This is a genomic window from Pseudoalteromonas sp. R3, from assembly GCF_004014715.1.
GTDB lineage: Bacteria > Pseudomonadota > Gammaproteobacteria > Enterobacterales > Alteromonadaceae > Pseudoalteromonas.
In genome coordinates this window covers 574,693-596,174 of the sequence record NZ_CP034835.1, presented here as the reverse complement: position 1 = coordinate 596,174, position 21,482 = coordinate 574,693, and the positions used below count along the sequence as shown (strand labels likewise).

The 21,482-nt window shown below is 47.6% G+C and carries 15 protein-coding genes and 2 pseudogenes; 3 read left to right on the top strand and 14 right to left on the bottom strand.

Translation table 11 applies throughout. The annotated features are described in order from the left end of the window. Positions 1-6 precede the first annotated feature (6 nt). The 7 genes and pseudogenes from ELR70_RS07535 to queA all read right to left on the bottom strand — a co-directional run bounded on the left by ELR70_RS07535 (position 7) and on the right by queA (position 8,087). Positions 7-1,789: pseudogene (locus tag ELR70_RS07535) on the bottom strand (bifunctional diguanylate cyclase/phosphodiesterase). A gap of 87 nt (positions 1,790-1,876) precedes the next feature. Continuing rightward, positions 1,877-2,461, bottom strand: coding sequence for a hypothetical protein (locus tag ELR70_RS07530; protein WP_054014397.1), 585 nt, complete (start codon positions 2,459-2,461; stop codon positions 1,877-1,879). A gap of 68 nt (positions 2,462-2,529) precedes the next feature. Then, positions 2,530-3,471 (bottom strand): protein translocase subunit SecF, encoded by a 942-nt coding sequence (secF, locus tag ELR70_RS07525; protein ID WP_054014396.1) that lies wholly within the window; start codon positions 3,469-3,471, stop codon positions 2,530-2,532. A 9-nt stretch (positions 3,472-3,480) separates the two neighbouring features. Beyond that, positions 3,481-5,340, bottom strand: a complete 1,860-nt coding sequence (secD, locus tag ELR70_RS07520) for a protein translocase subunit SecD (RefSeq protein ID WP_054014395.1) — start codon at positions 5,338-5,340, stop codon at positions 3,481-3,483. Positions 5,341-5,361: 21 nt separating this feature from the next. Then, positions 5,362-5,700: a preprotein translocase subunit YajC gene (gene yajC / locus ELR70_RS07515; RefSeq protein WP_054014394.1), complete on the bottom strand. Its 339-nt coding sequence runs from the start codon at positions 5,698-5,700 to the stop codon at positions 5,362-5,364. 33 nt (positions 5,701-5,733) lie between these two features. Then, positions 5,734-6,857 (bottom strand): annotated as a pseudogene (tgt, locus tag ELR70_RS07510) (tRNA guanosine(34) transglycosylase Tgt). 189 nt (positions 6,858-7,046) lie between these two features. Then, positions 7,047-8,087, bottom strand: a complete 1,041-nt coding sequence (gene queA / locus ELR70_RS07505) for a tRNA preQ1(34) S-adenosylmethionine ribosyltransferase-isomerase QueA (protein WP_054014393.1) — start codon at positions 8,085-8,087, stop codon at positions 7,047-7,049. 266 nt (positions 8,088-8,353) lie between these two features. Between queA and ELR70_RS07500 the strand changes: the two genes are divergently transcribed. Together ELR70_RS07500 and ELR70_RS07495 are read left to right on the top strand one after the other, a co-directional pair. Then, positions 8,354-10,864 carry an EAL domain-containing protein gene (locus ELR70_RS07500; RefSeq protein WP_054014392.1) on the top strand — a complete coding sequence of 837 codons (2,511 nt, stop codon included), beginning with the start codon at positions 8,354-8,356 and terminating at the stop codon, positions 10,862-10,864. Between the two features lie 164 nt (positions 10,865-11,028). Further along, entirely contained in the window at positions 11,029-11,232 is a 204-nt protein-coding gene (locus ELR70_RS07495; protein ID WP_054014391.1) for a hypothetical protein, read from the top strand. A gap of 51 nt (positions 11,233-11,283) precedes the next feature. On the opposite strand, the gene ELR70_RS07490 is transcribed toward ELR70_RS07495, so the two are convergent. The 7 genes from ELR70_RS07490 to ELR70_RS07460 all read right to left on the bottom strand — a co-directional run bounded on the left by ELR70_RS07490 (position 11,284) and on the right by ELR70_RS07460 (position 20,392). Beyond that, a complete protein-coding gene (locus ELR70_RS07490; RefSeq protein ID WP_054014390.1) occupies positions 11,284-12,210 on the bottom strand; it encodes a hydrogen peroxide-inducible genes activator in 927 nt (308 codons plus the stop codon). A gap of 77 nt (positions 12,211-12,287) precedes the next feature. Next, positions 12,288-13,556: an inorganic phosphate transporter gene (locus tag ELR70_RS07485; RefSeq protein WP_054014389.1), complete on the bottom strand. Its 1,269-nt coding sequence runs from the start codon at positions 13,554-13,556 to the stop codon at positions 12,288-12,290. Positions 13,557-13,606: 50 nt separating this feature from the next. Next, positions 13,607-14,284, bottom strand: coding sequence for a TIGR00153 family protein (locus ELR70_RS07480; RefSeq protein ID WP_054014388.1), 678 nt, complete (start codon positions 14,282-14,284; stop codon positions 13,607-13,609). 567 nt (positions 14,285-14,851) lie between these two features. Beyond that, positions 14,852-15,553 (bottom strand): phosphate signaling complex protein PhoU, encoded by a 702-nt coding sequence (gene phoU, locus ELR70_RS07475; RefSeq protein ID WP_054014387.1) that lies wholly within the window; start codon positions 15,551-15,553, stop codon positions 14,852-14,854. Positions 15,554-15,635: 82 nt separating this feature from the next. Then, complete coding sequence (gene pstB, locus ELR70_RS07470) at positions 15,636-16,463, bottom strand: phosphate ABC transporter ATP-binding protein PstB (protein WP_054014386.1); 828 nt, start codon at positions 16,461-16,463, stop codon at positions 15,636-15,638. 29 nt (positions 16,464-16,492) lie between these two features. Further along, positions 16,493-18,142, bottom strand: a complete 1,650-nt coding sequence (gene pstA, locus ELR70_RS07465) for a phosphate ABC transporter permease PstA (protein ID WP_054014385.1) — start codon at positions 18,140-18,142, stop codon at positions 16,493-16,495. Between the two features lie 15 nt (positions 18,143-18,157). Continuing rightward, complete coding sequence (locus ELR70_RS07460; RefSeq protein WP_054014384.1) at positions 18,158-20,392, bottom strand: ABC transporter permease subunit; 2,235 nt, start codon at positions 20,390-20,392, stop codon at positions 18,158-18,160. A gap of 467 nt (positions 20,393-20,859) precedes the next feature. Between ELR70_RS07460 and ELR70_RS07455 the strand changes: the two genes are divergently transcribed. Continuing rightward, on the top strand, positions 20,860-21,363 hold the full coding sequence (locus ELR70_RS07455; protein ID WP_054014383.1) for an ACT domain-containing protein: 504 nt from the start codon (positions 20,860-20,862) through the stop codon (positions 21,361-21,363). The last annotated feature ends 119 nt before the right edge of the window (positions 21,364-21,482 follow it).

Here is a 21,482-nt window from a genome sequence, read left to right as displayed (position 1 = left end):
TTGGTATTATACGCTGCTGACCGCGTCTAAACGTACCACGGGAGCACTGGGTTTACGGCGATTGCAGACGAACAAATAACTATTACGATATCGCTTGGCCTCTTTCTTAGCATCTGTTGCCAGTGCTGCAACCTGATGGCTGTTGCTACAAGATTCTACGTCCGGCGAAACCAGTCCGATCGATAAAGTCAGCAAAGGAACAAATTGCTTCTGCCCTTCCCGATTACTGGCCCAGTAACCACCAGCTGCCACATGTTCTGGGGTAAAAAAAAGCCTTCGACTGAGCTTCAAAACGCTGAATTATCTCATGGCACAAAGTTTCTGCATCGTCCTTATCGAATACCACCATAAAGTCATCGCCACCTATGTGGCCCACAAAGCAATGACTGTGCTTGCATACGGCAACCGTCACCTCGGCCAGCAACTTGATCACACTGTCGCCACTGGCATAGCCATACAGGTCATTAAACTGCTTAAAGTGGTTAAGGTCTATATAGGCCAGCGAAAATCCGTGCATAGCACGCAGACGCTGTTCAATGGCCTCATTAATAGCCACATTGCCTGGCAACATGGTGAGCGGGTTAGCATGTTGTGCATGGCGAATTTTCTCGTCGGTGATGTGCTTGAGAATATCACGCAGTGGTGCCAGCCCCAGATAGCGACCTTCCCGGGTAATGATTATATGTCGCCGAATATCGAATTCATGTTCAGTAATAAGCTGACTAACGCTATCGAGTTGTTCCTGCTCATCGACGATCAGGGGCTGTTTATCCATTAGCTCTGTCACCGGTTTTTTATCGAACAAGGCATGGCCATAGGGCGCAGCAAAAACTTCGGTGAGTTGATCGCGGTGCAGTAAGCCAACCGGCTCTCTGGCGTCATTGACCACAGTCAGGCTCATCAGTCGTTTATCGCGTTCAAAGTGTCTGTGGGCATCCAGGCATTGTGTACAGGTGTGAATGGCTGCCACATCTTTGGCCAGCCAGCCTATAGCAATAGACTGCTCAAATGGATTGTCCTGATTGCTAGTATGACGATGCTGAGTCAAATTGATCATCTCGCGGTGCGGACGTTCACTGGGCTTAGCCAGCAGATATCCCTGAGCATTCACTATCCCCAGTTGCTCCAGCAAAGCGAGCTCTTCCATGCGCTCTATCCCTTCAGCAATGACCGCTGTATTGGTTGCTTTGGCCAGTTCAATGATAGATTTCAGAAATTCACGTTTGACAATGCTCTGGTCGCAATAATCAATAAAGTAGCGATCCACTTTAACAAAATCAGGACACAATTCAGACCATTGCTTCAGCCCGGAATAGCCCGCGCCCAAATCATCGATGGCAATGGTGAACCCCAGTTGGCGGTAATGAGCGATGGTTTTTAACAGTAAGAAACCGTCATCCACCTTGTCCTGCTCAGTGACCTCGATCACAATGCGGTTGGCTGCCAGCCCAGCCTGCTCAACCAGATGCAAGGTTTCACCTTTGGGGTGACGTGGATCCAGCAGTGCTTTTGGACTGACGTTGAGAAACAGCTTACCGGGTAATTGCAGCGCCATAAATTGCGTAATCGCTCTTTGACGACATAGCAGCTCCAGCTCTGATAGTCGGTCATAGCGACTGGCTGCCGCAAACAAGCTGTCGGGTTGCTCCAGCGCAGACCCCCGCTTGCCACGACTGAGCGCTTCAAAGCCCAGCACCTGCTCCTTCGCCAAGTCATAGATTGGCTGGAATGCCGTATAAACGGCTTTATTTGCGATGATTTCATCCAAAAGGATCTGCGTTGAGTCCACTGCTCGATGACCAAGATGAGGTTTGATTGATAATCGAGCAAATTATCAATTTTACATGACAGTTATATGTCAAAAGGATAATTGTACCTAATTTGATGTTGAATCATTTGCAATTGCCTGTTCGTCCACTGCTGCTTCAAAACGCTTGATTGCCTGTTTAACCTGCTCAGCATGTGCCATGGCTTCAACCATTTCCAACTCAGCTTCCAGATATACTTCGTCATCACCTAAGCCATCTTTAACTATGATTAATACCCTGGCAGGATGCAGCATCAGTTCTTTGCCATGATAACAAACCGGGTCAGGCAACTCAGGTAGTTTATTACCATCATGATAACCTTGTTCCAGCTCATCTAGTGACAAGCCGCTCAGTGACTCCCTGATTGTCTGCACAGCGTTAAAGTAGGACTGACACTGCGGATATGCGAGATTAAATGCGTCAAGTACCAGGCTGCCCTGTTGTATCAGATTGTCAGCTTGGGTACGAACCAAACTGGCATCACTTTGAATACGAATGTCCTTAAGCAGTTCGCTGGCGAGTAACTGGTAGGTTTCGATCTCATTATCAGACTCTGCTGATGGAGCAGTCTGGGCATTAACCATCTGCTCTGACGGTTCTGAGCAGCCGAACAAAGCCAGGCCCAGTAATACGGTAGATAATTCCTTACGCATTATATTCCCTCCGGTGATGACAAAAAAGCCGCGATACAATCGCGGCTTTCTATTACATTGCTGGTTGATTATGGCATGGCATCCAGATCGGCGCCTTCTTTTTCCACCTCAACCGGGATCAGGTCTTCTTTGCTGACACCCATAGTAACGGCTACCGAGCTGGCCACGTAGACCGACGAGTAAGTACCAATGAATACACCAAATAGCAGTGCAGTCGCAAAACCATGGATAGTCTGGCCGCCCCAAACAAAGAGTGCAATTAGTACCAAAATAGTAGTGATTGATGTCACTAAGGTACGGTTCAGTGTCTGAGTCAGTGAGATATCAATGATCTCAAGCGTATCGTCGATACGAACCTTACGGAAGTTTTCACGGATCCGGTCAGATACAACTATGGTATCGTTGAGTGAGTAACCAATTACGGCCAGGATAGCGGCCAGAATAGTCAGGTCAAACTCTAAACCCAGTAGTGAGAACAAACCCATAGTCAGGATCACGTCGTGGAACAAAGCCGCGACGGCACCAACGGCAAAACGCCACTCAAAGCGAAACGCAACATAGATAAGGATACACAGCAGGGCAGTCAGCATTGCCAGACCCCCCTGCTCTTTGAGGTCTTCACCCACACTTGGACCGACAAACTCAATACGGCGCATTTCAACATTGCTGTCGACCTGCTTCAATGCATCGACCAGCTGATTACCCAGGATCTCTGCTTTTACGTCATCACGAGGGGCAAGGCGCACCAACACGTCCTGGCTTGAACCAAACAAGGTGACAGACGCATCAGGGAAACCACTTTCTGCCAATGTGCTTCGTACTTTAGGCAAGTCAGCAGGCTGAGAAAAACCCACTTCAACCGCGGTACCACCGGTGAAATCCAGACCCATATTCATACCCTTGTAAGCCAGGCTGAAAATAGATGCCAGGATCAGTAGCGCAGAAAACGCCATAGACACTTTGCGCGCCGCCATAAAGCGGATAGTGTCTTTGATTTTTAATAACTGCATCTTCGTCTCCTAGATTGAAAGCGAGTTAATACGCTTGCCACCGATGACCGCATTAATCACCGCACGAGTACCGACGATAGCTGTAAACATCGACGTTAAAATACCAATAGCTAACGTCACAGCGAAGCCTGCGATCGGACCTGTACCTACAGAGAATAGGATCACAGCGGCGATCAGTGTGGTAATGTTGGCGTCGAAAATGGTGCTGAAGGCACTGTCATAACCATGGTGAACCGCTTGCTGAGGACTGCGCCCTTCCGCTAACTCTTCACGAATACGCTCGAAGATCAGTACATTGGCATCGACCGCCATACCTACTGTTAATACAATACCGGCAATACCTGGTAAGGTCAGTGTCGCACCTGGGATCATCGACATAACACCCACAATCATCACCAGGTTGGCCGCCAGTGCCAAATTGGCAACCAGGCCAAAGCCTTTGTAGTACATCAACATAAATGCCAGTACAAACGCAAAGCCAAGCACAACTGCGGTCATACCTGCCTGAATGTTTTCCTGACCCAAGCTAGGACCAACCGTACGTTCTTCCACAATTTGAATAGGTGCAACCAGTGCACCGGCACGTAGCAGCAGGCTCAGATTGTGTGCTTCAGCTGGCGTATTAATCCCGGTGATCTGGAATGAACTGTTCAGACGTGCCTGAATGGTAGCCACGTTGATCACTTCTTCCACTTTAATTGGCGGCAGGGCCTTACCATTTTTGTCGACTTTACCCGACGGCTTGTACTCTATGAATACCGTTGCCATCGGCTTACCAATCGCACGCTTGGTAAAGGCACTCATTTTCGCCCCCCCTTTAGAGTCAAGGTTGATGCTTACTTTAGGGCGCTGATATTCGTCCAGACCTGACTGAGCTCCTGTGATGTGCGAGCCTTCCAGTACCACACGCTTTTTCACAACAACCGGATAGCCAGCCTGGTGCATGATCACTTCTGAACCCGGAGGTACTCGACCTTGCGCCGCAGCACGCGCATCGGCGTTTTGATCCACTTCGCGGAATTCAAGCGTGGCCGTAGCTCCTAAGATCTCTTTCGCACGCGCAGTATCCTGTACACCAGGTAGCTGAACAATAATTCGCTCTGCACCTTGCCGTTGTACATTCGGCTCTGCCACGCCCAGCTGGTTGATACGATTACGAATGATGGTCTCATTTTGTTTGATGGCGTAGTCGCGTAGCTCTTTAATCTTTGGCTCACTCAGCGTTGAGAAGAACGCCAGACCATTACTGCTGTCGTTGATAAACAGGTTACCCGGGTAACGATTTTTCAGGAACCGCTCAGCCGCATCTCTGTCTTCTTCAGAGCGCATAACTACCTGAATACGGTCACTATTGGCAACACGACGAATTGAACGATAACGTAGTTTTTCTTCTCTTAGATCGCTCTTGTAGTCCTGCTCCATCTGTTCGAATGCTTTGTCCATGGCCGTGGCCATGTCAACTTCCATCGTAAAGTGAACGCCCCCGCTCAAATCCAGACCCAACTTCATTGGGTTGGCACCCAAGTTCTTCAGCCAGTCAGGTTGGGCAGGTGACATGTTGATGGCAGAGATATAATCATCACTGAGGGTATTACGCAGCAAATCCTGCGCCTTAAGCTGATCTTCCACATTAGTGAAACGGATCAGCACCTGGCCATCTTCCAGAGCACTCGATTTTACGGTGAGGTTGTTGTCTTTAAGTGTTTCATTTACTTGGTCAAGCACACTGAGATCGGCATTGGTACCTTTAGTACCAGAAACCTGTATGGCCGGATCACGACCATACAGGTTTGGTGTAGCGTATAAGATACCTACGGCCAATACAGCGAGTACAAGTAAATATTTCCACATTGGATACTTGTTTAACACTGGATCATCCTTATTGCTGGTTTATAGCGATTTCATTGTGCCTTTTGGTAGCACAGCTGAAACCGCTGATTTTTGTACCGTTACCTCAGCCTGATCATTCAGAGCAATAACGATAAAATCTTTGTCTTCTGCAACCTTAGTGATTTTACCGACCAGACCACCCTGAGTCAGTACTTCATCACCTTTAGTCAGCGCACCCATTAAGTCTTTGTGCTCTTTCACACGCTTAGCTTGTGGACGGTAGATCAGGAAATAAAATACCAGACCGAAAATACCTAGCATGATCAACATGCTCCACTCACCACCGGCTGGTGCTGCGGCTGCCGTGCTGGCATGCGCGCTAGACATAAATAAGCTCATAGCTCTTCCTCATTTAATTTTTATTGCAAACTGTTATTCGGTATCAGCCAACGGCGGAACCGGTCTGTCACGTCGGGCATAAAAATCAGCCACGAACTGATCAAATGTGCCGGCTGCAATCGCCTCACGCATGCCTTCCATCAGGCGCTGATAGTAGCGCAGGTTGTGGATAGTATTAAGGCGTGCGCCCAGGATCTCGTTGCACTTGTCGAGATGATGCAAGTAAGCACGAGAGTAGTTTTGCAAGTGTGGCAATCACACTCTGGGTCCAGTGGACCAGTATCGGTTTTATGAACCGCGTTGCGGATCTTGATCACGCCGCCGGTAATAAACAGGTGACCATTTCGCGCGTTACGGGTTGGCATCACACAGTCAAACATGTCGATACCACGACGTACGGCTTCTACTAAGTCTTCCGGCTTGCCCACGCCCATCAGATAACGCGGTTTTTGCTCCGGCATTTTATAGGCACAGTGATCAAGAATGTTGATCATGTCTTCTTTGGGCTCACCCACTGACAGGCCACCCAGCGCATAGCCATCAAAACCTATGTCTTCCAGTCCTGCCTGAGATTCGGCACGCAGCTCGGGGTACATACCGCCCTGAATAATACCAAACAGTGCAGACGGGTTATCGCCATGAGCTTCTTTAGAACGCTTTGCCCAGCGCAATGACAGCTCCATTGAATCACGCGCTTCTTTTTCCGTTGCCGGATAAGGCGTACATTCGTCAAAAATCATCACAATGTCAGAACCCAGATCACGCTGGACTTCCATTGCTTTTTCAGGAGAAAGCATGATCCGCTCACCATTGACTGGGGACTGGAACAACACACCCTCTTCACTGATCTTACGCATCGCACCCAGGCTAAATACCTGGAAACCACCTGAATCAGTGAGAATAGGCTTGTCCCAGTTCATAAAGTCATGCAGATCACCGTGCTGCTTGATGATCTCTGTACCAGGGCGCAACATCAAGTGGAAAGTGTTACCAAGACAGATATGCGCACCAGTGTCTTTTAATTCATCCGGCGTCATACCTTTTACTGTGCCATAAGTGCCTACCGGCATAAATGCGGGTGTTTCAACAACGCCCCGGTCAAAGATAAGACGGCCGCGGCGCGCTTTACCCTGTGTACAATCTAATTCAAATTTCATACTTACCTCTGGTCGGAAAAACAGTCCAACTTATTCCAGGCCGGGCACCACACCCGACAACTTTGAAAACCGCCAGATTCTACCATAACGGCATTAATATTGGGGCTAAAATAGCACTTTAAAGCGCAAGGCCACAGAATTCACGGTTTAAAACAGAAAAACCCAGCCGTTCGGCTGGGTTTACAAGGCTTATGCATTGTCCTGTTTAGTCAGGAACATGGCATCACCATAGCTGAAGAAGCGATATTGCTCAGCAATCGCCGTCTCATAAGCATGCATAATATGTGACTGACCCGCAAACGCACTGACCAGCATGATCAGCGTCGACTCGGGCAAGTGAAAATTGGTGACCATGGCGTCCACCACCTGGAACTGATAGCCCGGGTAAATAAAGATGTCTGTATCGCCATAAAAAGGTTTCAGCTCCTGCGGGTGCGCTTTGGCAGCCGACTCCAGCGAGCGTACCGACGTTGTGCCAATCGCAATAACCCGACCACCGCGATGACGTGCTGCCGCAATGGCATCAACGACATCCTGAGGCACTTCGATATACTCTGAGTGCATATGGTGGTCGTTGACGTTCTCAACTCTTACCGGCTGAAAAGTACCCGCACCGACATGTAAAGTGACAAACGCCATCTCAACGCCCTTATCTTTCAATTGTGCCATAAGCTCGTCATCAAAATGCAGGCCAGCGGTGGGCGCAGCGACGGCACCTGGCTTTTCACCATACACGGTCTGATAGCGCTCTTTGTCTTCCTCGTCATCAGGGCGATCAATATAAGGAGGTAAAGGCATATGACCGATTTCGTCCAGGATAGACAATACCGATGAATCACCATGGAACTTAAGCTCAAACAGTTCACCGTGGCGGGCCACCATAGTGGCTGTCGCTTTGCCTTCAAGCAGGATCTCGGTGCCTTCTTTCGGTGATTTACTGGCACGCACATGAGCCAGCACACTGTGCTCATCCAATACCCGTTCAACCAATACTTCCAGCTTACCACCGGTGGCCTTTTGACCAAACATACGCGCCGGGATCACTTTGGTATTATTGAAAATTATGAGATCTTCCGGATTGATCAGATCGACAATATCCTTAAACACTTTATGCTGTAATTCACCCGTGTTGCCATCGAGCGTTAACAAACGACTGCTGGAGCGTTCTTTTTTAGGGTGGCGAGCGATCAGCTCATCAGGGAGTTCAAAACTAAAGTCAGCAACGCGCATAGAAGACCTCAAATTAATGCAAATAGGCGCCAAGTCTAGTGATCCGCCTACGCTAAATCAAGTGTTGAGGTAAAACTATGTAACGCTTGTCAGTGCCCCAAAATAGCTTTAATCTAGTCGCTATTGTACGAAATTTCGCAGCTAAAACGTGCCATACAGCAAACGACCCAGCCCCGGGTCTTCTAAGGTACATACCGCGAGACACTTCATCGACAGAAAGGGCATAAACTTGTTTACTTATTTCATGGGTTTAAGGCAGTAACACCATGGCGAAGCAACTTACATTATTGCTGGTCAATGCGGATCAACAAGAGCGACAGCTGATCGTCAAAACGCTGTCCTCACTGAATGTCTTTGACATTGTTGAGCACAATGACACACAGGCAGCGCTGGGCGTATTAAAACGCCAGGCTGTTGATTTGATCATTACCGGGCTTAATGTTGGCAAGATTGATGGCTGGCGATTCTCGCGTATGGTACGCTCCGGGCTGTTAAAAACGCCTAAAAATACGCCAATTGTACTGACGCCGCCCACCTACTGTGAACGTATTGCCGAAACCACCGCCCGTAGTTACAGCATAGATGCTGTACTGCCTCTGGAACGCCAGGATGTACTGCCTCAGGTATTGGCGAATGTATTATCGACGCACTTAGAAAAAAGCAGTCGCTTAAACTTATTGTTGCTCGAACCAGACCAAACCCGTGCCGATGAGATCTGCCAGCATTTATCGCTGAATTTCACCACCACACATGTTACCACCACTAATGGGGCACTGTCGCAGTTCCTGCAAAGTGAATTTGCCATTGTGCTGTTGGATGCGACGGCAACACACAGTGATGCCGGCAAAGAGCTGGTGGCAAATATTCTGCAGCATAAACCCAGTCAGGCTATTGTGACTATCATAGACAACCGCGATGCTGACTATGCCGAACAGCTTTTGCTGCTGGGCGTCACCGACTTTGTGCGTGCTCCCTATGATTTGTCCTTACTGAGTAAAGTATGCGACCACGCCGCGCGCCGCGAAGACTTTATGGTGAGCTATGCTGAGTTTGCAGAAAAAGTAGAGCAACTGAGCCGTAGCGAGCGACGCTATAAAGATCTGTTCTCGGCGCATCAGCGCATTTTGCTACACCTCAATACGGTAGTAATGGAGCTGGATACAGCGGGTGTTATCCGCTTTTTAAACCCTGCGTGGGAACAGCTGGTAGGCCACAAATTAAAAGCCAGTCTGCACACCAGCATGTTCGACTATGTGCTGGCAGAGCACCGTGACAAACTGGCATCGGTGCTGACAAAAGTACAGCAAGGCGAACAGCAGTCAGCGCTACTTGAACTGCAGGTAATGCAAAGTAATCAATGCCCTATATGGGTTGAGTGTCGCTTTCAGCTAATCAAGAACGTCACCAGTACTGCGACTATTACTGCAACCATAGACAATATTCATGAGCGTAAACAAGCCGAGTTGCAGCTGCGCCACCTTGCACTGCATGACACCCTGACAGGGCTGCATAACCGCTACTATTTTGATCAGCAATTGAATGTCCTCTGCGAGCAGGCCAAACATGATGTGCACCTAGAACATGCGCTGATCTATATAGATCTGGATCACTTTAAAATCATCAATGACAGTAAAGGTCACCAGCAAGGTGACATTGTCCTCAAAGAGGTGGCACAGCTATTTGGTGAGCACATCGCCGATGAGCATTTGATTTTCCGCATAGGTGGCGATGAGTTCGCGATTTTGCTGAAGCATACACCGCTGCTGGATGCACATATGCTGGCTGAAAGTGTCTGTAGTGCCATTGAGCATCATCAGTTCCATTCAGAGGAAGCGAGCTATACCATCAGCTGCTCTATTGGTTTAACGCAGGTTACACAGCAGAACAGTGATCCGAGTGAGTGCCTAAAGCAGGCCGATATTGCGCTGTATATTGCCAAGAATCTGGGCCGTAATCTGGTCCACTGTTACAGTAAAGAAGATGCCCAGAACAGTACTCTGCAAACTGGGTTAGAATGGGGACACAATGTCCGACAGGCACTGCAAAACAACCATATTGAGCTGCACTATCAGCCTATCTGGGACTTTAAACGCAATCAGGTAGCTTATTTCGAAGCTCTGTTACGGTTACGTGTTGACGATAACCTGGTTTATCCGAATCAATTCATCCCGGCACTGGAATTACTCAATGATACCTATCTGATGGATCAATGTGTGATCAGAGAGTGTATTCGCGCCATTGCCTGTCACCGTGAGTTACACCAGGTCTCGGTCAACCTGTCGGCTCAATCCTTCCTTGATGAGCGTTTACTCCCTCATATTCAGTCCTGCCTGGCGGAGTTTCAGGTGGCCGCCAGTGCCATCATTTTTGAGATCACCGAGTCAGCAAGCATCAATAACCTTAGCGCGACTCAGGCTATGATTGCCAAGCTCAACGAGCTCGGCTGTCACTTTTCTATCGATGACTTTGGTACCGGATTCAGTACTTTCAGTTACTTAAAACAGTTGCCAGCCCAACACGTTAAAATTGATGGCTCATTTGTACGTGACATGCTCAATGACCCAATCGATCTGGCGCTGGTAAAAGCGGTGAATGACATCAGTCACTCGCTGGATAAGCGTTCTGTGGCTGAGTATGTGGAGAGCAAAGAGATTTTTGATGCACTCAAAGAGATAGGGATTGATTACGGTCAGGGCTACTATATTTCACGCCCACTACCGGTTGAACAACTCAGTGCCGTACTGAAAACTATTTTGTCTGAGAAAACAGCCTGCTAGTATTTTTGTACAAAATTCGACTAAAAATTAGCTGCCTGTTGGGTAATTCTCATCTATAATTAAGCGTACATTTTGACGTGTCACTTTAAATACATGAAACACAGGTATTTACAAGACATTCAACGGATTTGGACACGTCTGGCTATGGAAATGGAGGAATTGCAATGGTACAGCTGTCTATTATATTGTTGCTCATATACGTTGTTATCGCCGTACAATGTTACCGAAGCGCAAGCCACAAAGGCTACCCAAAACTGTTTTTTACCTTACTCGGCTTAGTCCCTTACTTTAACCTGGTGGTATGGGTATATCTGCTATTTTTACCAGACCTGAAATCTAACCGCCAGTTGGGATCACTGGAGTCTTAAGCTTAAAGTGCTCTAATACACTGACATAAAGGGCTTTCGCCCTTTATGGTTTTATTGTGTAACACCTTTGTTGTCATTACAGTGTTGCGCAACAAATTCACCGGCTTTATCACTGAATAAGCGGAAATCTCTGATCCGTCCGGTGGTTTTGCGCCACAGCAGACCTATTTCACGATACGCATCAGGCTGCGGCGCAGTGGCGACCATAGGTTTCCCCTCCAGAATGCCGGCATTTAGCGCCATCTGTGGTAAAAAGGTCACGCCATTTTGGTATTCCACCATACTCAGCAAGGTATGCAAATTGGCGGCTTCAAAAGGATTGATACACGCACTGCGGTTAAGGTGACAGGCACTGAGCGCATGATCTGTCATACAGTGTTCCCGCTCCAGCAAAAACACGCTTTGTTCAGGCAACACGTTAAAATCATCCAGCTGTTCGGGTACCTGATACTCCTGATGACGTACCAATGAAAAATGATCACGGGCAATCACCTGGGTATGAAACTTTTCGGTTCTGTAGGGCAGAGCCAGCATACCCATATCAATGTGACCCTGCTCCAGTTTATCGAGCAAACGGTCACTGGTGTCTTCCACCAGTACCAGCTGTAACTCAGGAAAAGCGTCTTTGCAAAAGCGGTATAAGGGTGCCGCAATAAAACTGGCGATAGTTGGAATGATCCCCAACACCAGCTTACCGGATAAGGGATGTTTAAAGCTCTTAGTCAGCTCTACCACGCTAATGGTATCACCTATGATGCGCTTAGCACGCTCAACGACCTCTTCGCCCACGTCAGTAAACATCAGACTGCGGTTTTCACGCTCAATCAGCTGGCACCCCAGGGTTTCTTCCAGGTTCTGAATGGCGCTGCTCAGCGTTGACTGGCCAATATAACAAGCTTCCGCAGCGCGGCCAAAATGCTGGTGCTGATGCACCGCAATTAAATACTGTAACTGTTTAATGCTTGGTAAGTTATTCACTTTTTATACCCACAAATAAAAAGACCCCAACACCAAAGGCATTGAGATCTTTTCAAGCTAAAAGTCTGTCCTTTCTGTTAAACGCCGAACGCGCTTCTCAGAATGTAGAATATAACAATAGCAAGGGCAGCGCCAACTGGCAACGTGATTACCCACGAAACCACAATGTTTCTGATCACACCCATGTTCAGCGCAGCAATACCGCGAGCCATACCTACACCCAATACCGCACCAACCAAGGTTTGTGTGGTTGAGATTGGCAAACCCGTACCTGAAGCAATAACAACCGTTGAAGCGGCTGCCAGCTCAGCGGCAAAACCACGGCTTGGTGTCAGGTGAGTGATGCCTTCACCGATAGTCTTGATTACTTTTTTACCCAAGACAGCCAGACCTACGACGATCCCTAAACCACCCAGAGGCAGGATCCACCATGCCAGCGCCGCTTTCTTAGCAATTTCACCATTGTGCTCAACGATGTTTACAACCGCAGCCAGAGGGCCAATCGCGTTAGCAACATCATTTGAACCATGCGCGAACGCCATACAACAAGCTGTCAGTACCATCAGAATAGCAAACACTTTTTCAACGTTATTAAAGTGCATTTGCTTGTCCGCATTCGGGTCTATCTTCAGGCGATTGATGGCCATTTTACCAATCAAACCAACCAGTACAGCAATACCGATGGCCAGCGCATACCCTTCAAAAGTCCCCAAATTAACACCGATGTGCTTGAGGCCTTTTTTGATAGTAACCAAAGACATCACAAAACCAGCCAGACCCATATAGACAGGCACGAAACGCTTGGCATTTTCTAATGGCTTATCAGTGTCAAAGATCAGCTTTTGCGCACTCATAAAGATAAGGTAAGCAATAAAGCCTGAAATCGCAGGGGTCACAATCCAGCTACCGACGATACCAGCCACTTTACCCCACTGGATAGCTTCGCTGCCCACAGCGACCAAAGCAAAGCCTATGATGGCACCAATGATTGAGTGCGTAGTAGACACAGGCCAGCCAAGCATAGATGCTAATAATAACCAGGTACCTGCGGCGAATAGCGCCGAGATCATCCCCAGTACCATGAGTTCTGGAATATCCATAAATGGCGTGGCATCAATGATCCCTTTACGGATCGTTGACGTTACCTCACCACCGGCCAGGTAAGCACCGGCAAATTCAAAAATCATCGCGATGATGATCGCCTGTTTGATGGTCAGCGCTTTAGAGCCAACCGATGTGCCCATCGCATTGGCTACGTCGTTCGCGCCAATGCCATAGGCCATAAAGAAACCAACTGCGGCCGCAATTATAATCAATAGCGTGCCATAGGATGCAATGATATCCATTGAAAAACCTTTAATTCTTAACTAATTGTGTGAAGGCAGATGGTGTACGCTTAGCGCGCCAGCATCAGCTCCAGTCGTGAACCTACGCGCTCAGCAATGTCAGCCAACTCGCCGACCCACTCAATGATCTTGTATAAGAACATCACATCAATCGGGTTAAGTTCACTTTCAATATTGCGTAAACCTTTACGAATACGGATTTGCATCTCATCGGTATCTTCCTCGATGGCATCCAGTTCAACGAGCATTTTTTCGACCAGTGCAACTTCGCGACCACGGAAACCAGTTTCCAGTAGTTCATCGAATTCGTTAATGGCTTCTGAGGCTTGTTTGGTCGCATCAACACAGCGTGTCAAATACGCCAAAAAGTCGGTTTGAATTGATTCAGGGATCTCCAGTTCACGACCAATCACGCGTCCCGCGATGTCTTTGGCTTTATTGGCGATCTTGTCTTGGTGGGTAATGAGTTCCAGTAAGTCGGTACGTTCTACCGGCATAAACAGACCACGTGGCAAGTGCAGGCGCACTTCACGCTTTAATGTATCTGCTTCTCTTTCCAGGTTACGGATCTGCACTCGAAGCGCATCGGCCTCGGTCCACTCCCCTTTGAAGGCATGGTTAAAGAACGGGATCAAGGTTTCACTGGCTTGATGGACGATCTTAATGTGCTCTTCAATTGGCTTAATAGGAGACTTTGCGAATACTCCTAAAAATGCATTACTAGGCATAACTGACCCTTAAATCATATTAATATGCATGTGCAGGGCGCAATTTTACAGCATTAAGCCAGATTGTGAACGCTTTTTCGTGTGAAGTTCTGATTAACGGCACAAGCATGTTTAACAAGCATAATGGCTATCAAGATAATATCACTGCCGTTTGTTCGCTTAACCCCTAGATAAACATAGAAAAAATAATCAGATAAAAGCAATAATGATTGAGTAGTTTTGCACCGTGCCGGGAAGTTTGGTCAGAACCGATTCGAACGAAGCGAGCATATAGCTCGCTCAATTCTGTACCAAAAGCTCGTTTAAGCCTTATTTACAACTCGATAAAACAATCACCATAACACGTTTTTTCTGATGGCGGTGGAAGCGAATTATAAAGTTTACCTCCCGCTACTTGAGGCGTCATTTTGTTGTTTAGTGCGTTGCTGTCTTTCGTCAGTTGTTTAATATTTTTTTGTTCAGAGCTAGTTTCATAGTTCATTCCTTCTATTGATTACTTTTCGCTCAAAAACAGTTATAAATAAAAAAACCTGCCGTGTCTACTATTGGTACTTTTTTCTTTGAGTACTACAGTGATTTTTCGATATCTTCCTGAGAAGTATGGCGAATATCTTTGCCATTAACGAAATAAATCACATATTCTGCAATATTCTGACAGCGGTCACCGATGCGCTCCAGTGAACGAACCGACCAGATCAGGTCCATAATCTTAGGAATAGAACGCGGGTCTTCCATCATATAGGTCATGATCTGACGCGTTAATGCTTCATATTCACGGTCAACTTTGGCATCTTCTTTGTGGACTTCAAATGCACGCTGGGCGTCCATTCTGGCAAATGCATCCAGTACATCGTGTAGCATCTGAGAAACCAGACGACCCATATTTTCAACATTGACCAGTAAGTCTTGTTGGTCTTTGGTGAAAGAATCCAGCGCCACTTTTGCAATGCGTTCTGCTTCATCACCGATACGTTCCAGATCGGCAATGGTTTTTGCAATGGCAACAACCAATCGCAAGTCACTGGCTGCCGGCTGACGCTTAGCAATAATACGAGTACATTCTTCGTCAATGCTCACTTCCATGGCATTAACCTGATAGTCGTTCTCACTGACTTTGCGAGCCTTGCTTTCATCACAATGGCTCACCGCATCCAGCGCCAGATTTAACTGTTGTTCAACCAGTCCGCCCATACTCAACACATGGTTGCGAACGTTTTCCAGCTCTTCATTAAAGCGGCCAGAGATATGCTTATTAATATTATGTTCCATAGTCAGTTCCTAATTTGTTTCAACACGGCATGGGCGCCTCCTTGTGGAGACGCTGGCTCAGCGCTTTGCTGAGCCCGACAAATTAACCGTAACGACCCGTAATGTAGTCTTCGGTTTTCTTCTTGGTTGGTGTTGTAAACAGAGTATTAGTATCTGAATATTCGATCAGCTCACCCATATACATAAAGGCTGTTTGATCGGATACCCGCGCCGCCTGCTGCATGTTGTGAGTTACGATCACCACGGTGTACTTTTCTTTCAGGTCATTGATCAACTCTTCAATAACCAAAGTCGAGATGGGGTCAAGTGCCGAGGTTGGCTCATCCAGCAATAATACCTCTGGCTCAATCGCAATTGAACGTGCAATAACCAGACGCTGCTGCTGACCACCCGACAAACCAAACGCACTGTCGTGTAAGCGGTCTTTCACTTCATCCCATAAAGCAGCACCACGCAGTGAACGCTCAACCACTTCATCCAGCTTACGTTTGTCTTTTACACCCTGTAAGCGTAGACCGTAAACTACATTCTCGTAAATAGATTTAGGGAATGGGTTTGGACGCTGGAATACCATGCCGACATTACGACGCAACGCCGCGACATCAACGCTTTTATCATAAATGTTGGTGCCGTTTAGATTGATCTCACCTTCAATACGACAGGTATCTACCAAATCGTTCATGCGATTGATACAACGTAATAGCGTTGATTTACCACAACCAGACGGACCGATGAATGCCGTTACCTGACCACGCGGGATCAACATGTTAATGTCGCTCAGAGCCTGCTTGTCACCATAGTAAAGGTCAAGGTTTTTGATCTCTAACGCGGTTAGTTCCGGGCTCAAGTTTTCCAGATCCAACTTCTTGCTGGTATCTGCATTATTTACCTGTGGCGCTACTGTAATCATAAATGTTTACCTATTTAAATACTTTACTATTAGTGCTCTAAAGCTCTGAATTTTTCACGTAGGTGGTTACGGATCCCAATTGCAGTGATGTTCAGTGCAATGATCACCGTCACCAGTAAGAAGGCAGTCGCATAAACCAAAGGACGTGCCGCTTCTACGTTCGGGCTCTGGAAGCCCACATCATAGATATGGAAACCCAGGTGCATAAACTTCCGGTCAAGGTGAATATACGGGAAGTTTCCATCCAGCGGCAAGGTCGGTGCCATTTTCACCACCCCCACCAGCATCAGTGGTGCAACTTCACCCGCAGCTCGGGCAACTGCCAGGATCAGACCTGTCATAATTGCCGGACTGGCCATTGGAATGATAATTCGCCATAAGGTCTCAGCTTTGGTCGCGCCCAGTGCCAGTGAGCCATGGCGCACTGTACTTGGAATACGTGATAAGCCTTCTTCAGTCGAAACAATCACAACTGGTAGTGTCAGGATTGCCAGCGTCAATGCTGACCAGATCACACCTGGCGTACCAAATACCGGGCTTGGTGACGCTTCCGGGTAAAACAACGCATCGATAGAGCCACCCAGCATGTATACGAAGAAACCTAAGCCAAATACGCCGTATACGATAGAAGGAACACCTGCCAGGTTTATCACCGCGATACGGATCATCTTAGTCACCGCATTTTTAGCCGCATACTCATGCAGGTAAATCGCGGCAACCACGCCAAATGGCGTCACAATCACAGCCATCAGCATCACCATAAACACAGTACCAAAGATGGCCGGGAATACCCCGCCCTCGGTATTCGCTTCACGCGGGTCATCACTGATAAACTTGCCAATCTGCGACATATAATGGCCCACTTTTGCAAAGAAGCCCATGTCGTTCGGGAACCAAAAGTCTAAAACCTGATATAAAGGTAGCGTAACTTCTTCACCACGCATGTCGCGCACAACCACTTCGTCGCGTTTGGCACCATTGCGCAGTTCAAACAGCGTTTTCTCTAATACCTTGTATTCTTCGCGCAGGGCAGCGCGCTGCGCTTCCAGATCAGCGATGATTTCAGGGGTCAGTTCATCATCCAGCTGATAAGCACGCTCTTTAAGACGCAAACGCTCCAGCTCATAGTTAATGTGACCAATCTCACCGTTTTGCAGATCAAGCGCTTCTTCGTTCAGATCAACAGCACGCTCAACCATCTCTTCCAACGCTTCTACCGGATTGTCTGTCACTACCTGACCGTCGCGAATAACGCGCTCAACATAGCCATAAAAGTTACCATTTTTAGTCCGCTCAAAGACCGCTATCTGCGCAGGTGTTGACTGGCTCTGGATATCGGTAGACAAAATCCAGCGGAAATCCAGTTCAACATACTCACGGTTACCGGTTTTTACCAGCAAGCGTTCTATGTACTCGCCAGGATGGTTAGAAAAATCCAGGCCAGTTGCTTCCAGTCGCGACTTAGGCACCAGCTCACGGTCGTAGATTTCACCAATCACGGTTTGCTTTTGAACAGAACCCTGCAAGTGCATCTCAACCACTTCGGAAGGCCAGAAAAAGCTCAGGCCCTTCCACGCTATCATTGCAAGCAGACCCAGTACTGAGATCAAACTGATGCTGACCGCACCGCCTGTCATCCAGATCCACGGAGATCCTGACTTAAACCACTGTCTTACCATGTCATCTCACTCCAGTTACATTGAGCTGTATTTTTCACGTAGCTGCTGACGTACAAACTCAGCCATCGTGTTAAATACGAAAGTAAAAATAAACAATACAAAAGCCGCAAGGAACAGGATCCGGTAATGCGAGCTGCCTACTTCAGATTCAGGCATTTCTACCGCGATGTTCGCCGCCAAGGTACGCATCCCCTGGAAGATACTCCAGTCCATAATCGGTGTATTACCCGTTGCCATCAGTACAATCATGGTTTCACCCACAGCACGGCCCAGACCCATCATTACCGCCGAAAAGATACCCGGGCTGGCTGTCAGTAGCACAACACGCACCAGTGTTTGCCATTGCGTTGCCCCCAATGCCAGTGACCCGTTTGACAGGTGTCTGGGTACACTGAATACTGCGTCTTCGGCAATTGAGAAAATCGTTGGAATAACCGCAAAGCCCATCGCAATGCCCACGACCAAAGAGTTACGCTGGTCGAAAGTCAGGCCCAGTTCATTAGTCAGATACTGACGTACGTTACCACCGAACATCCATCCTTCAATCACATCGCTCATAGCAAAAGACACCCAGCCAACCAGCAATACCACAGGGATCAGCAAGATTGAATGCCAGCCATCCGGAACAAGGTGACGAATGGCTTTAGGCAGCTTGGTCCAGCCCAGTGCTGTGCCCAAAATAGCCAGTGGCAATAGCAGCAACAGTGCGACAATCGCAGGTAAGTGGCTTTCGATCAGCGGCGCTAACCACAGACCTGCCAGGAAACCCAAAATAACAGTAGGCAGTGCTTCCATGATTTCAACCGTTGGCTTCACCACACGACGTAACTCGCTCGACATAAAGTAAGCGGTGTAAATGGCCGCTGAAAGCGCAATCGGTACCGCAAACAGCATGGCATAGAAAGCGGCTTTAATCGTACCAAATGAAATTGGCACCAATGAGAATTTAGATTCGAAGTCATCACTGGCTGACGTTGACTGCCAGGTGTATGCCGGCTCTGGATAGCCTTCATACCACACTTCCTGCCATAGCGCAGACCAGGTTACTTCCGGGTGCTCGTTATGCAATTCAAACACACTGACCTGATTGCCAGTCAGCAATAAAGCAGCATTCGCACGAGGCGAGATTGCGAAAGCATCAATGGCCTGTTCAGCCACTTTTCCACGCCATAACTCAGCTTCACTGGTGGTGTAGTACACGCCCAGCTCACCCTTTTCAGTGGTAGTAAAGAAAGTACGACGATAGAACTCACTGTGCACTTTCATGTGCTTGCTCTTATCACTATCGAAAGCACGAATTTTGGCAAATTCACGGCCAGCATCAGTGTTTACTTCAAACCACTGTGACACTTCACCATTGTCATTGGCCAGCATCAGAGAGTTAGCTCCGGCCAGCAAGGCCATGCTGACCAGATTGGCATTTTCTTCGTTGGCCGCTAACAGCTGAAACTGAGTAACATCATCCGCAAAGCGGGTATCAAAAATATAAATCTGATTCGCAGAGCGCACAAAAGTACGGGTGGTATCCGGTGATATCAATAAGTCGTCAATGCGACCATCAATGGGCAGTTCAGTACGTGTTACCTGCCATTCCAGTTCGCCCGTAAACATGTTTTCTTCGGCCACGTATGACGCGAAAATCACCCGTTTATCGGCAGTCAATGCAACCACAGCCGTTTTGTCTTCATAATGACTAAAGGCAAACTTTTTCAGTGCCTGTTGCTGCTCATCGACCAACAACTGCTGACCTGCAAGTGGGTAACCCAGGCGAGGTTTCATCACACGCTGGTTACCCGGAAAAGTGACCACAAAGTTGGGCTTGAGGATCTGTACCTGACCATTGTCAAGACCGTACGCATACTGACCTAAAAATGGCGCGCTTTTCGCGAAGCTGGTGATTTGACCATCCAGCTTAGTTTGTAGGGTGCTAACAAGTTTACCTGCACCCTCGCCTTTCACCTGATAAAAATCTACCTGACCGGTGTTATCCAGCAGATACGCAATCTCTGTTTGCTCTTCTACACCGAGCGCGAAGTAGCGTTTCTCGGCAGACAACGCAATATCAACCCGTTTTTCGACCTTAGCAGATTCAAAAATAGGCTGTACAACGTAAAGCAAATAGAAGAATATCAATAGCAAAGCGACCAATACCATTACCCCACCTGAGGTAATGCCAAATTGGGCAAAGCGGTCCTTAAATAGACGGCTTCTATCCGTTTTAAAGGATGGTTTTTGCGGATTGGAAGTCATCAAAATACCCTTTCATAATCAAACTGCGGCGCATTATATTTCATCAAGATGACAGTTGTGTTACATCCAGCCCCAAGTCTGCTCGCTTTGTGGAATTGCTCTTCATTAGTTACGCTCATTGCTTATTCATTCCTGCTGAATTCTGAATCAAAAGAGGGCATGTTAGTTCCCAACTTTACACCACAGTGCTCAGATTGCTGACAAAAAATGCGGTCAATGCCCGTAAATACAACGCCCTAATGACAAACAGGCTGTGCAGGCAGGTGCAAAAATTTCGTTTTGTCCAGGGAACTTAACACCGGGAGTAAGGCTCGAATTACAGTAAGCGATATCATTTTTGCATTTTTTTACATTGTATCCATTATCGGAAGTAGACAAATAAGTATCATTTACTAGGCTTATAGAGCGATTATTCGCTTTCATTCAGGGCTTAGATACCAAGCCACCAATAATAAGAGACATGTGATATGAAGCAGTTAGTACTAACACTTATAGGCAAGGACCAACCAGGTCTCGTTGAAAGAGTTTCCTCAACAATTCTTAACCATCACGGCAACTGGCTAACCAGTAATTTAAGTCACCTTGCCGGACAATTTGCAGGGATAGTACAGGTTGAGGTAGCAGAGGAGCACTTACAAGAGCTGCAAAACGCCGTACTTGATATATCTGGGCTAGAGGTACGTATCGCCAATGGCGAACAAGACCAGAGCACAGAACCAGAAACCTTGAACTTAGTAATAACGGGTAATGATCGCCCTGGTATTGTCCAGGAGCTGGCAACAGTGATCCGCCACAAAGGCGCTAACATTACCCACCTAAACTCCAAACAGCAGAGTGCGCCCAATTGGGGAGTCCCGATTTTTAGTGCATTTGCTACCGTTAGTTTGCCCGCTGGTATGATCAAAGACAACGTTATCGAAGCCCTTGAAGCCATCACCAGCGATCTGATCGTGGATGTCGAACAGTCCTGATCACACTGACCGGTAAGGTTGCAAGTCACCTTACCGGGTATTTCACCAACCAGTTACCTTTGAACACATACTTTGATATCAAACAAGCCAGATCAGGGAGATTGGTCTACACTTTGTTG

Coding starts and splice junctions, on each gene's coding strand:
- ELR70_RS07530 (WP_054014397.1), bottom strand. CDS start 2,461: ATGCGTAAGGAATTATCTACCGTATTACTGGGCCTGGCTTTGTTCGGC.
- secF (WP_054014396.1), bottom strand. CDS start 3,471: ATGCAGTTATTAAAAATCAAAGACACTATCCGCTTTATGGCGGCGCGC.
- yajC (WP_054014394.1), bottom strand. CDS start 5,700: ATGAGCTTATTTATGTCTAGCGCGCATGCCAGCACGGCAGCCGCAGCA.
- queA (WP_054014393.1), bottom strand. CDS start 8,087: ATGCGCGTTGCTGACTTTAGTTTTGAACTCCCTGATGAGCTGATCGCT.
- ELR70_RS07500 (WP_054014392.1), top strand. CDS start 8,354: ATGGCGAAGCAACTTACATTATTGCTGGTCAATGCGGATCAACAAGAG.
- ELR70_RS07495 (WP_054014391.1), top strand. CDS start 11,029: ATGGTACAGCTGTCTATTATATTGTTGCTCATATACGTTGTTATCGCC.
- ELR70_RS07485 (WP_054014389.1), bottom strand. CDS start 13,556: ATGGATATCATTGCATCCTATGGCACGCTATTGATTATAATTGCGGCC.
- ELR70_RS07480 (WP_054014388.1), bottom strand. CDS start 14,284: ATGCCTAGTAATGCATTTTTAGGAGTATTCGCAAAGTCTCCTATTAAG.
- phoU (WP_054014387.1), bottom strand. CDS start 15,553: ATGGAACATAATATTAATAAGCATATCTCTGGCCGCTTTAATGAAGAG.
- pstB (WP_054014386.1), bottom strand. CDS start 16,463: ATGATTACAGTAGCGCCACAGGTAAATAATGCAGATACCAGCAAGAAG.
- pstA (WP_054014385.1), bottom strand. CDS start 18,142: ATGGTAAGACAGTGGTTTAAGTCAGGATCTCCGTGGATCTGGATGACA.
- ELR70_RS07460 (WP_054014384.1), bottom strand. CDS start 20,392: ATGACTTCCAATCCGCAAAAACCATCCTTTAAAACGGATAGAAGCCGT.
- ELR70_RS07455 (WP_054014383.1), top strand. CDS start 20,860: ATGAAGCAGTTAGTACTAACACTTATAGGCAAGGACCAACCAGGTCTC.